Genomic DNA, 12421 nt, shown 5'->3' on the forward strand with positions numbered 1-12421 from the left:
CGGCTCCTGCCGTCCTTGGGGCTGGAGCGAGGGCGGTGCGCGGCTCACGTCCGCGAAAAAACCATCTGTACACGAACGAACAGGGAGTGCTGACGAGGGAAAGCGCCCGGTTCTCCGTTGCGGCTAGGCCGGGACGTTGCGGCCCGCCTCGCATGGCTTCCGCCGAGGACGGAGCGCGCTGTCAGCCATTTTCCGGCCGCGGGAGACGCCTTCGTAAGTCGTTGATTTTAAGCAATAAAAAAGGCGCAAGGACCAGCGTCCCCGCGCCTTTCTTCCAGGTTGTCGCGAAACGTCAGGCGGTCTTTTTGGCCCGCTTTTTGGCGACGGTTTTCTTCTTCGCGACCCGCTTTTTTGCAGGGGCGCTCTTCTTCACAGTCCGCTTCTTCGCTGCCGCGGTCTTGCGGACGGTCTTCTTCTTCGCCGGCGCTTTCTTCTTGGCGACCCGCTTCTTCGCAGGGGCCCTCTTCTTCACAACCCGCTTCTTTGCAGCCGTGGTCTTGCGGACGGTCTTCCGCTTGGCCGGTGCTCTCTTCTTCGCGACGGTCTTCTTCTTCGCGACGGTTTTCCTTTTCGCCGGCGCCTTCTTTTTCGTTGCGGTCTTCTTCTTTGCTACTGCCATTTCTAGATCCCTTCCTATCGGGTGGCTGGCTAATCGGATGACACTAAAACTACACCCTAACTACACCCGCTCGTCGATCCGCACGTATCGCATTTGAGGCACGTTCCGTTTCGAACGAGAGTGAAGTTCCCGCATTCTCCACATGCTTCCCCTTCATAACCTTTAACGCGCGCTTCGGCGACGAGGGCCGACGCGCCCCGCTGGGCCAGAGCCTCGACGGCAAGGGCGACATGCTCGACCGTTTCGGACGCCGTGGTTTCGAGAGAGGCCGTGGTCAGACCAGTCGATTTGGAATCGGATTCCTCGTCGACCTCGTCCTCGATCATCCGGACCTGCGCCGTTGCCGATCGCGCCTCTCCCGTGACGGAGTGGGAGCGTTCGCCAAGCCGTCCCCGCGTGAAGCCCGGCGACACCAGCATCTCCGGGCGCGGTTCGCCTTGGGCGGCATCGCCCGAGCCGACCGTGGTGCTGCCGATTTCGTTGGGATCGACATGCGCGAGTTCGTAGCGGCCGAGATAGGACACCGCCAGTTCCCGGAACAGGTAGTCGAGGATGGAGGTGGCGTTCTTGATGGCTTCGTTGCCGCGCACGGGACCGGCCGGTTCGAAGCGGGTGAAGGTGAACGCATCCACGAATTCGTCGAGCGGCACGCCGTATTGCAGGCCCACCGACACTGCGATGGCGAAATTGTTCATCAGCGACCGGAAGGCGGCGCCTTCCTTATGCATGTCGATGAAGATCTCGCCCAAGCGGCCGTCGTCGTATTCGCCGGTCCTGAGATAGACCTTGTGGCCGCCGACCACGGCCTTTTGCGTATAGCCCTTGCGCCGGTCGGGCAGGCGCTCGCGCTCGGCCCTTGTGCGCATCCGCTCGATCACCCGCTCCACGACGCGTTCGGCGACTACCGTCGCACGCTGGATGGAAGGCTGATCGGAGGACACAGCGGACAACACCTCGTCCTGCTCCTCCTCTTCGTCGGCCAGGAGCTGCGCATTCAGCGGCTGGGACAGCTTGGAGCCGTCGCGATAGAGCGCGTTGGCTTTCAAGGCCAGACGCCAGGACAGGAGATAGGCCGCCTTGCAGTCCTCGACCGAGGCATCGTTCGGCATGTTGATGGTCTTGGAGATGGCGCCGGAGATGAAGGGCTGCGCCGCCGCCATCATCCGGATATGGCTCTCCACGGACAGAAAGCGCTTGCCCTTGCGCCGCAGGGGCTCGCGCAGTCGAACACCGGCAGATGCGCGGGGTCGAGACCTGGCGCGCCTTCGAGGGTCATGGCGCCGCAGGCATACTCGTTCGCCGCGTCGATATCGGCCTTGGCGAAGCCGATCTCCGCCAGGAGGTCGAAGTCGGGCTGGTCGAGCCGGTCGGGGCTGAGGCCCAGCGTCTGCGTGCAGAAGTCCTCGCCGAGGGTCCACTTGTTGAACACGAACTTGATGTCGAAGGCCGAGGCGACCGCCTTTTCGACCGTCTCGAGCTTGTCTGGTGTGAAGCCTTTTGCGGCGAGGGACTCCAGGCTGACGCCCGGCGCCCCGTCGAGCGAGCCGCGGCCCACCGCGTATTCGATGATCTGCTTGATCTCGGCCTCGTCATAGCCGAGCGCCTCGAGTGCCTGCGGCACCATGCGGTTGATGATCTTGAAGTAGCCGCCGCCGGCCAGCTTCTTGAACTTCACGAGGGCGAAGTCCGGCTCGATGCCCGTCGTGTCGCAGTCCATCACGAGCCCGATCGTGCCGGTGGGCGCGATGACCGTGGCTTGCGCGTTGCGGTAGCCGTATTGGCGCCCGAGCTCCAACGCCTGATCCCAGGCGCGCATGGCATGGGTGAGGAGGCGCGGATCGGGGCACGCCGCCTGATCGAGGGGCACCGGCGGGGTCGACAGGTCCTCGTAGCCGTACGGCTCGCCCCGCGAGGCACGCGCATGGTTGCGGATGACCCGCAGCATGCTTTCGCGGTTCGCCTCGAAGCCGGGGAACGTTCCGAGCTCGCGCGCCATCTCCGCGCTCGTGGCGTAGGCCACGCCGGTCATGATCGCGGTGAGCGCGCCGCCGAGCGCGCGGCCCTCGTCGCTGTCGTAAGGAATGCCCGAGGCCATCAGCAGCCCGCCGATATTGGCGTAGCCCAGCCCCAGCGTCCGGTACTCGTAGGAGAGCTGCGCGATCTGGCGCGAGGGGAACTGCGCCATGGTGACGGCGATCTCGAGCACCACCGTCCACAGCCGGACCGCATGCTCGTAGCTCTCGATATCGAAGCTGCCGTCCCCGGCCCGGAACGCCATCAGATTGAGCGAGGCGAGGTTGCAGGCCGTGTCGTCCAGGAACATGTATTCCGAGCACGGGTTCGAAGCGTTGATGGCGCCCGCGGCAGGGCAGGTGTGCCAGTCGTTGATCGTCGTGTGGAACTGGATGCCCGGGTCCGCGCACGACCAGGCGGCATAGCCGACCTGATCCCAAAGCTCACGGGCCTTGAGAGTCTTGGCCACGCCGCCCGTCTTGCGGAGGATCAGGTTCCAGTCGCCGTCTTCCTCGACCGCGGTCAGGAATTCGTCGGTGACGCGTACGGAGTTGTTCGAGTTCTGTCCGGCGACCGTGCGATAGGCCTCCGAGTCCCAGTCCGTGTCGTAGATGGGGAACTCGATCGAGGTGTAGCCCTGGCGCGCGAACTGGATGATCCGCCGGATCATGCTGTCGGGCACCTTGGCCTTGCGCGCAGTCTTGACCTCGCGCTTCAGCGCCGGGTTCTGTTTCGGATCGAAGCAGCCGTCATTGTCGCTATCGCAGTTGACGCAAGCGCGCAGGACCGCGTTCAGCCGTTCGGAAAGGACCTTGGAGCCCGTGACGAGCGCCGCCACCTTCTGTTCTTCGATGACCTTCCAATTGATGTAGGACTCGATGTCCGGATGGTCGATGTTCACCACGACCATCTTGGCCGCGCGGCGCGTGGTGCCGCCGGACTTGATCGCGCCGGCCGCCCGGTCGCCGATCTTCAAGAAGCTCATCAGGCCCGACGACTTGCCGCCGCCCGAAAGGGGTTCGTTCTCGCCGCGCAGCCGCGAGAAATTGCTGCCGGTGCCCGAGCCGTATTTGAACAGGCGCGCCTCGCGCACCCACAGATCCATGATGCCGTTCTCGTTGACGAGGTCGTCGTCGATCGACTGGATGAAGCAGGCGTGGGGCTGGGGATGCTCGTAGGCAGACTCGGAGGCCTTCAGAATGCCGGTCTCGAAGTCCACGTAGTAATGGCCCTGGCTCGGACCATCGATGCCGTAGGCCCAGTGCAGGCCCGTGTTGAACCATTGAGGGCTGTTGGGCGCGCCCATTTGCTTGGCCAGCATGAAGCGCATCTCGTCGAAGAAGGCCTCCGCGTCGTCCTCGGACGAGAAATAGCCGCCCTTCCAGCCCCAATAGGTCCAGGTGCCCGCCAGACGGTCGAAGACCTGCGTCGCGTCGGTCTCGCTGCCGAACCGCTCCTCTTCCGGCAAGGCCTCCAGAGCGTCGGTGTCGGGGACGGAGCGCCACAGCCAGGAGGGGACCGAATTCTCTTCGACGCGCTTCAGCTTGGCGGCGACGCCCGCTTTACGGAAATATTTCTGGGCGAGGATGTCCGCCGCGACCTGACTCCAATGAGCCGGGACCGAGAACTCCTCCAGAGCAAAGACGACCGACCCGTCCGGGTTCTGATCTCGCTCGCGCTCTGGCGAAACGCGATGCCTTCGTAAGGAGATTGTCCGTTCTCTGTAAAACGTCGTTGAATCCGCATTTTAGCTCATGCCCCTTCCGTGAATTTCGGCCCCAAATCGTGCGCTCTGTGCGAACTTTCAGACTGGGCCGATTCGAACGCGGCAGGCAACAGCCGCATCAACATATTGTTGTCCAGGGGTTACGATAACACTAAACCCTGTGGGTTGTGGGGTGAAAACCGTGTGGACAGCCTTTGGATGAATGGCGGGGCCCATACGGAAAACTGCCAAAAAACCGTCATTTGCATCCTCGGATGCCCGCGTGCACGGCCACGGACGCCGAATCCGGTCGCAGTGTATAACGTGTTGACGACCACAAGATATATGGGGTCGGCCGCACCAAAAATCCCGTCCCGATCCGTAGAACGCCGTGCGCCACCATGCCGTCTTGAGCCGCTGGACAGGGGCCCCGCGCGCGGGCCATAGTCGACTTTAGCGCACTGCACAATTTCGTGGCTGAGACGCAGACATCCAAGGGCGAAGGCTGTTCATGGGACTCTTCAGTGACCTGTTCACGTGGTGGCACGGCGACACGCTGGGAACGCGCCTGTACACGTGGCGCAAGGGCGAGCGCGTCGGCGAAGACGGCCTCGGCAACGTCTATTACCGGGAGCGGAACGGCACGCGGCGCTGGGTCATCTACAAGGATCTCTCCGAGGCCTCCCAGATCCCGCCCGGCTGGCACGCCTGGATCCACTTCATCACCGACGAGCCGCCGAGCGATGAGGATTACAAGCCGCGTCCGTGGGAAGAGGCCCACCGGCCCAATCTCACCGGAACTTACGAAGCCTATCGGCCCCCGGGCTCCGTGATGCGGCCGCGCGTGCACGAGCAACCGCTCGATTACGAACCCTGGTCTCCGGACTCCGCGTAGAGCCAAGCCATGCACGGCCCCATCACCGATCCCATCGCGCCGCCCAGGCCGTCTCGCACGGACGCCCGCGTGCTGCAGCGGTGGTCCGCCTCCGATTTCGCCAAGAACGGCCGCTTCATTCACGACATGGCCGGTCCCATCTTCGCGCTTCTCGCGCCCAAGCCCGGCGAGCGGATCTTGGACCTCGGCTGCGGCGACGGCACGCTGACGGCGGAAATCGAGGCCGCGGGCGCCGACGTTCTCGGGATCGACGCCAGCGAGGAACTCCTGGCGGTTGCGCGCATGAAAGGGCTGTCGGTGAAGAAGATCGACGCCCACGCCCTCGACTACGTCCAGGAATTCGACGCCGTGTTCTCCAATGCGGCGCTGCATTGGATGCAGGCGCCCGATCTCGTGATCGAGGGCGTCGCGCGCGCGCTCCGCCCCGGCGGCCGGTTCGTTGGAGAGCTCGGCGGACACGGCAACGTCGCCGCGATCGCCACGGCCATCCGGGCCGTCGTGAAGGCGCGCGGCGGCGATCCGGAGCACGCGGTGCGCTGGTACTTCCCCACGATGGAGGAATACGGTGCGCTTCTGTCGGCGCATGGTTTCGCCGTCCGGGAGATGGCCCTCATACCGCGATCGACGCCGCTCAAGGCGGATATGCAAGGGTGGCTCGGAACGTTTTGCCGCTTCTTCTTCGACCAGTTCGAGGAGCCCGAGCGCAGCGCCGTCTTGGCGGAAGTGCTCGAACTGCTGAAGCCCTCGCTCTGCGATACGGAAGGCCGCTGGACGGTGAACCACATCCGCCTCCGCTTCAGCGCCGAGCGCAGTCCAGGTGAATAAACGCCTAGGAAAGCTGAGGCATCTATGTCACACCGTTGCCTCAATGATCGCCCACGCGTTCGGTGATACGGGAATCGCTTTCGCCGGCTAGGTAGGCTTGGGTGCTGTGCCGGGCGCGATCCCGGCGGCAGGAGGTGAGCGCATAGATGCAGGCTGAGGGGAGTTATAGGGGACGGCGACTGGCTGGGCGCGCCGTGTTGGCCGCGCTTGCGACCTGCGGGCTGTTTCTCGCCGACACGTCTGTTTGCGCCGCGCAGATCAAGAACGAAGTCGCCGTCTTCGCCGCGTTGGACAAGGTCACCGGCCGGATCCAACATCTGGAGATTCCGATCAATCAGACGGTCGCGTTCGGCGCCCTCAAGGTGACGCCGCGGATCTGCAATTCCCGTCCGCTCACCGAGAAGCCCGACACCGCCTCCTTCGTCGAGGTGGACGAGGTGAAGCTCACCGGCGAACAGCAGCGCATCTTCACCGGTTTGGATGTTTGCCGAGAGGCCCGGGGCTTCACGCCGTCGAGCATCCCGTGTTCGACGTCTGGCTCACAAGCTGCAAGAACCCGATCGGCGGACAGCCTGCCGAGAGTGCCGAGACCGAGGGGACCGAGGCCCCGGCGGAAGCCGCGGCGTCAGAGCCTGCCGCACCGGCTCCCGCCGCACGGCCGCCTGCGGCGGCACCGCCAGCCCGCCGGGCTTCGCCGCCTCCGGCCGCAAGGCCCGCGCAGCCGGTCCTCCCCTGGCTGCGGCGCTAGGTTGAGGCGCTCTGCCTGACAGGCAGGCACCAGCGAACGTTGCGTCTAGGCTACCTGCGCGTTCCGGGCTTCATGCCGTCGATCACTCCGTCTTGGACGCGAGGCCAACCAGCCGCAGGATCTCTGTAGGCGGTGTGCCGGCAGGAAGCGCGGCAAACGCGTTCGCACGGCTGCGATTGTCCTGGCCGCGGTCCAAGGCATCCTCCAAGCGCCGCTGGAACGCCTGACGGCTGATCTCGACGGCGCCGAACCGCGCCAGATGGTCGGTGATGAACTGCGTGTCGAGCAGGGTGAAGCCACCATATTTCAACCGGGCAATCAGATAGACCAGGGCGATCTTGCTGGCGTCCCGCGCTCTGGAGAACATGCTTTCGCCGAAGAACGCCCGGCCGAGATGGACGCCGTAGAGACCGCCGGTCAGCTCGCCGTCCTGCCAGACTTCGACGGTATGGCAATGGCCGAGGGCGAACAGCTCCCGATAGAGGCTGCGGATGCGCCCGTTGATCCAGGTGCTGCGGCGTCCCGCCCGCGGCTCGGCGCAGCCTTCGATCACGGCATCGAAGTCGTTGTCGATTCTGACCTCGAACGTGGCCCGGCGAATGGTCCGCGCGAGGCTCTTGGGGATGTGAACCGCATCCAGCGGCAGGATTCCGCGGCGCTCCGGTTCGATCCAATAGAGCGCGTTGTTGTCCGCGCTCTCCGCCATCGGGAAGATGCCGCACGAATACGCCTTCAGCAGAACCTGCGGCGTGATCTCGATCATGACGTCGTCGAGAGAGGTCATGGTGCAACAATCCCCGACGAATGATCGCCTGGCAACAAGTGACGACTTGGCAATGCCGGGTTTCTACCGTTCGCCGTTGGGCGCCAAATGGTCTTCCAGCCAATGGATGTCGTAATGGCCGTCGACGATATCGGGCTCCTGAATGAGCGACGAGAACAGGGGAATGGTTGTCTCGATGCCATCGACCACGAATTCTCCCAGCGCGCGCTTGAGCCGCATCAGACATTCGTTGCGGGTCCGGGCGTGCACGATCAGCTTCCCGATCAGACTGTCATAATAGGGAGGGATGGTGTAGCCCGCATAGGCGCCTGAATCGACACGTACCCCAAGGCCGCCCGGCGGATGGAAATGGGTGATCGTGCCAGGAGAGGGCCGGAAGGTGAGCGGGTTCTCCGCGTTGATGCGGCACTCGATGGCGTGGCCGTCGAAGCGCACGTCCTCCTGACGGATCGACAGCGGAGCGCCCGAGGCAATCCGGATCTGCTCGATGACGAGATCGAGTCCCGTGACCATTTCCGTCACCGTGTGCTCCACCTGGAGCCGCGTTGTCATTTCGATGAAGTAGAACTCGCCGTTCTCGTAGAGGAACTCCACGGTGCCCACGCCGCGGTAGCGGAGCGTGCGCATGGCATTGGCGACGATCTCGCCGATCCGGACACGTTCGCTCTCGTTGAGCGCGGGCGAGGGGGCCTCTTCCCAGAGCTTCTGGTGCCGCCGCTGCAAGGAGCAATCGCGCTCGCCGAGGTGAATGGCGTTGCCGTTCCCGTCGGCGAGGACCTGCACCTCGATATGGCGCGGCTTGGCGAGATATTTCTCGAGATACACGGTGTCGTCGCCGAACGCCGCGCGGGCTTCGTTGCGCGCCGTGCTGAGCGCGGCCTCGAGTTCGTAATCGAAATGGGCCAGCTTCATGCCGCGCCCGCCGCCGCCGGCCGAGGCCTTCACCATCACGGGGTATCCGATTTCCTCGGCGATGCCTTTCGCCGTCTCGATATCCGTCACGGGTCCGTCCGAGCCGGGCACGACGGGAATGCCGAGGGACTTCGCGGTCTCCTTGGCCTTGATCTTGTCGCCCATCAGCCGCACGTGCTCGGCCGTCGGACCGATAAACGTAATTCTGTGTTCCTCGAGAATTTCGGCGAAGCGCGCGTTCTCGGCCAGGAAGCCATAGCCTGGATGAACCGCATCGGCACCGGTGATCTCGCAGGCTGCGACGATCGCGGGAATGTTGAGATAGCTGTCCTTGGCCTGGGGCGGGCCGATGCACACGCTTTCGTCGGCGAGGCGGACATGCATCGCGTGCGCGTCCGCCGTCGAATGGATCGCGACGGTCGAAATACCGAGCTCCTTGCAAGCCCGCTCGATGCGAAGCGCGATCTCTCCCCGGTTGGCGATCAGGATCTTGTCGAACATTTGCGTCTGACGGTTCCTACTCGATCACGATGAGGGGTTCGCCGTATTCCACCGGCTGACCGTCCTCGACAAGGATCGCCGTGACCTTGCCGGCGCGGGGCGAAGGGATGTGGTTCATCGTCTTCATCGCTTCGATGATGAGAAGCGTTTGGCCGGCGGTGACGCTGCTGCCGACCTCGACGAACGCGGTGGCGCCCGGCTCCGGAGAGCGATAGGCCGTCCCCACCATCGGCGAGGTCACGGCATCGGGATGCGCGCCTGCCTCTTCGGACGCAGCGGCTCGCTTCGGTTCGGATGGCTCCGGTGCCGATACGGGCGCCGCGGCGACGGGAGCCGCGGTGACGTTGACGCTTCGCGCCACCCGGAAGCGACGTCCGTCAAGTTCGATCTCGATTTCCGTCAAGCCGGTTTCATCCAGGAGCGTGGCGAGCTCCCGGATGAGATCCGTATCGAGGCTTCCCCCGTCTTTACTCATTGGCGTCCTTTCATTGTCGTCGTCCTGCTAGGCGCCGGAACGCGCGGAGGCAAGAGCCTCGATCGCGAGTTCGTAGCCGAGTCCACCGAAACCGCAGATTACCCCCTTCGCGGCCTGGGAAATATAGGAGCGGTGGCGGAACGGTTCGCGGGCGAAGATATTCGAGAGATGGACCTCGACGACAGGGACTTCGCACGCGAGCAACGCATCGAGCATGGCGATCGAGGTATGGGTGTAAGCGCCGGCGTTTACGATCAGGCCGGAGGCCTTCGTCCGGGCCTCCTGGATCCAGCCGACGAGCTCACCTTCCGTGTTGCTCTGCCGGAAGTCCACCGTAAGACCCAACGCTTGCGCCTTGCGCACGCAACGCTGCTCCAGATCGGCGAGAGTCTCGGTCCCGTAGACCGCCGGTTCGCGCGTGCCAAGGAGATTCAGGTTCGGGCCGTTCAAGACATAGATCGGGTTGGCCATGGTTCATTCCCGGTAGGCGATCCAGGGGAGTAACGGCCCCGGCCGGCGGATGGGACGGACGCGCGCGCAGAACTCGCAAAGAACATTGCGGTAGGGCGCCGTTTATCAGCTTTTTCGCAACGGAGCAAAAGCCGAGAGGACCCCGATACGCGCCGTCGCGGATCGGGGCCGTTTTGAGGATCGGCGGACCGGCCTCAGCAGGACGTCTTGCAGCCGTTCTTCCGGATGATCGCGACGTTCTCGACCAACTGGTCGTAGAGATCGTCCGGGGCTCCCGGAATGGTGCGGTCCCCGATCAGGTAGAGCGGGGTGCCCTGCAGGCCGAGCTCTTGGGCCAGCCCATGGGCCTCGTCCAGGGCGTCGGCGACCTCCTGGCTCTCCATGTCCTTCTCGAGCTGCGGCACGTCCAGTCCGAGCTCGTTGGCGATGCGGAGCACCTTCTCCTTGTTGGCCTTGCCCGGCGCGGAGAACAGCTTCTGGTGCATCTCGAAATATTTGCCCTGCATCTTGGCCGCGAGAGCGCCCTTGGCCGCGTCCTCCGAATCCCCGCCGAAGATCGGGAGTTCCTTGAACACGACGCGAACCTTTTCGTCGTTGTCGGTGAGCTTCACCACATCAGGCATGGCCGCGCGGCAATAGCCGCAATTGTAGTCGAAGAACTCTACGACGGTGACGTCACCGTCCGGGTTGCCGGCCGTAAAGGACTTGTCCGAGCGGAACAGGGCGTCGGCGTTGTCGCTGATCGCCTTGGTTTGCAGGACGTCCTGTTCTTCCTTTTGGCGCCGGTCGAGTTCCGTCGTCATGGCCACGAGGATCTCCGGATTCTTGGTGAGATAATCGTGGACGATGTTCTCGACCTGCTTCGTATTCGGGTCGGCGCCGGGAAGCCCGGCCGTGCCGGCAACGTCCCGCCCAACGAGCAGGACGGTCGCGGCGCTCACGATGGCGGCGACGACCGCGGCGACGAGGGCGGTGGCCAAGCCAGTCTTAAAGGTCATGCTATGGTCTCCGAGGGCTTGCGTGGGCCGCACGCATCATTTCTTGCGTGTCGGCATCTGGAAATCGAGAATGTCTTGGGCACGGAGCCATTGCGGGGTTCCGCCCGGTAAACCGTCTTGCGCCCGTTTGGCCATCATCTTGGCCTCGCGCAGGCGCCCTTCATAGAAATAGGCTTCCGCCGAGGCAAGCGAGGCGCGCGCCAGAAAATTGCGCCGTGCGCCCTCGGACTTTGCTTGGTCGCCCTTGCGGCCATAGGCCATGGCGAGCTGACGATAGCCCATAGCCGATTGCGGCTCCCGGACCAAGGCTTTCCTCAGGTTGCGGATGACCTCGTCGAGATAGCGATTGTCCTCGGTGCTGAGCATGGCCTGGGCCAGCATGATCTGGATCAAGGCCTCCGTGGGGGGCGAGCGCAACCGCGTGCTGCAAGGCAGGGATGGCTTCCGTCCCGCGTCCGCTTTCGAACAGAAACTGTCCCTTGATCTCATAGAAATAGGGCCATTTGGCTGCGCCGCGATGAGCTTGTCGATATACGGCATGGCCGCATCGACGCCCGACTTGCGATAGGTCGCGATCGCCCGGGCGTAGTCGCCCGCCAGGGTCTCGTCCTGGCGGTAGCGGTTCAGGGCCGCATCGGGCTTTTCAAGAAACCCCGACAGCTTCGCACGCACGAGGTCGTGCCGGTATTGCAGCTCCGGCGAATCCTTGACGTCGTAATGGGGGCTGGCCTCCACGAGCGCCCGAAGCTGAGCCATACGCGTCTGCGGGAGCGGGTGGGACATCAAATAGGGATTGATGCCCTGAATGCCCCGAAGCTTGTCGGCCAGCACGTCGAAGGTCTCCAGCATGCCGCGTCCCGATTGGCCGGTCGCGTCCAGGAATTTCATCGCGGCCTGGTCGGCGGAAGACTCTTCGGTTTGCCGGTAGGCCATGAAGCTGCGCATGGCCGCGTCCGTTCCGCCGGCCATGGCGCCCATGCCGATCTGGCCCGCATTGGGAACGCCCGCGAGGCCGCCGCCCACCATCGCGGCCAATCCGAGAAGTTGGAGCGCCAGCGCCGTGGACTGCATCCGGGCCACTTGGGAGCGCAAACGGGCCAAGTGGCCGCCGGTGATATGCCCGGTCTCATGGGCGATGACGCCGATCACCTGGTTGGGCGTTTCGGAAATCAACAGGGTCCCGGCATGCATGAACATGTTGTGCCCGTCGACGACGAACGCGTTGAAGTTCTGATCGTTGACGAGGTGGATCTTGATGTTCTGAGAGCCGAGCCCCGCGCTACGGAAGATAGGCGCCGCATAATCGCGGATCAGGCCTTCGGTCTCCGCATCGCGGATGACGCCGCGTGCTTGGGCGCTACTCGGAAGCACGAGCCCAGCGATCAGGCCGGCCGTGGCCGCCACGCGCCAAACCGTGGGCCTGCGGCGGGAGGAGGGCGGAGCCGTGAATTTGGCCAGGTACGGCATGATGGACG

At 64.2% G+C, this 12421-nt stretch carries 12 protein-coding genes; 4 read left to right on the plus strand and 8 right to left on the minus strand.

The annotated features are described in order from the left end of the window. Positions 1-152: 152 nt before the first annotated feature. Positions 153-716 carry a hypothetical protein gene (locus AUC68_RS16435; protein ID WP_141701209.1) on the plus strand — a complete coding sequence of 188 codons (564 nt, stop codon included), beginning with the start codon at positions 153-155 and terminating at the stop codon, positions 714-716. Here AUC68_RS16435 and AUC68_RS18735 read toward each other — a convergent pair. Continuing rightward, positions 676-1782 carry a TSCPD domain-containing protein gene (locus AUC68_RS18735; RefSeq protein WP_425283225.1) on the minus strand — a complete coding sequence of 369 codons (1107 nt, stop codon included), beginning with the start codon at positions 1780-1782 and terminating at the stop codon, positions 676-678. The genes AUC68_RS16435 and AUC68_RS18735 overlap by 41 nt on opposite strands. After that, on the minus strand, positions 1779-4343 hold the full coding sequence (locus tag AUC68_RS10400; RefSeq protein WP_425283230.1) for an adenosylcobalamin-dependent ribonucleoside-diphosphate reductase: 2565 nt from the start codon (positions 4341-4343) through the stop codon (positions 1779-1781). Before AUC68_RS10400 ends, AUC68_RS18735 begins: the two co-directional genes overlap by 4 nt. A 505-nt stretch (positions 4344-4848) precedes the next feature. Here AUC68_RS10400 and AUC68_RS10405 point away from each other — a divergent pair. From AUC68_RS10405 to AUC68_RS10415, 3 genes are all read left to right on the plus strand, one after another. Beyond that, positions 4849-5232, plus strand: coding sequence for an NADH:ubiquinone oxidoreductase subunit NDUFA12 (locus tag AUC68_RS10405; RefSeq protein WP_069437579.1), 384 nt, complete (start codon positions 4849-4851; stop codon positions 5230-5232). Between the two features lie 9 nt (positions 5233-5241). Continuing rightward, on the plus strand, positions 5242-6057 hold the full coding sequence (locus tag AUC68_RS10410) for a class I SAM-dependent methyltransferase (RefSeq protein ID WP_083240629.1): 816 nt from the start codon (positions 5242-5244) through the stop codon (positions 6055-6057). A 197-nt stretch (positions 6058-6254) separates the two neighbouring features. Next, on the plus strand, positions 6255-6824 hold the full coding sequence (locus AUC68_RS10415) for a DUF2155 domain-containing protein (RefSeq protein ID WP_069437580.1): 570 nt from the start codon (positions 6255-6257) through the stop codon (positions 6822-6824). A gap of 63 nt (positions 6825-6887) precedes the next feature. Here the strand turns inward: AUC68_RS10415 and aat are convergent, their stop codons facing one another. From aat to AUC68_RS10445, 6 genes are all read right to left on the minus strand, one after another. After that, a complete protein-coding gene (gene aat / locus AUC68_RS10420; RefSeq protein ID WP_069437581.1) occupies positions 6888-7589 on the minus strand; it encodes a leucyl/phenylalanyl-tRNA--protein transferase in 702 nt (233 codons plus the stop codon). A gap of 63 nt (positions 7590-7652) precedes the next feature. Further along, positions 7653-9002 (minus strand): acetyl-CoA carboxylase biotin carboxylase subunit, encoded by a 1350-nt coding sequence (gene accC, locus AUC68_RS10425; protein ID WP_069437582.1) that lies wholly within the window; start codon positions 9000-9002, stop codon positions 7653-7655. 16 nt (positions 9003-9018) lie between these two features. Then, positions 9019-9477, minus strand: a complete 459-nt coding sequence (gene accB, locus AUC68_RS10430; protein ID WP_069437583.1) for an acetyl-CoA carboxylase biotin carboxyl carrier protein — start codon at positions 9475-9477, stop codon at positions 9019-9021. Between the two features lie 27 nt (positions 9478-9504). Continuing rightward, positions 9505-9948, minus strand: coding sequence for a type II 3-dehydroquinate dehydratase (gene aroQ / locus AUC68_RS10435; RefSeq protein ID WP_069437584.1), 444 nt, complete (start codon positions 9946-9948; stop codon positions 9505-9507). Positions 9949-10142: 194 nt separating this feature from the next. Then, complete coding sequence (locus AUC68_RS10440) at positions 10143-10946, minus strand: DsbA family protein (RefSeq protein WP_083240630.1); 804 nt, start codon at positions 10944-10946, stop codon at positions 10143-10145. 36 nt (positions 10947-10982) lie between these two features. After that, positions 10983-12350, minus strand: coding sequence for a M48 family metalloprotease (locus AUC68_RS10445; protein ID WP_158008294.1), 1368 nt, complete (start codon positions 12348-12350; stop codon positions 10983-10985). Positions 12351-12421: the final 71 nt, after the last annotated feature.

The organism is Methyloceanibacter methanicus (genome assembly GCF_001723285.1).
Lineage (GTDB): Bacteria > Pseudomonadota > Alphaproteobacteria > Rhizobiales > Methyloligellaceae > Methyloceanibacter > Methyloceanibacter methanicus.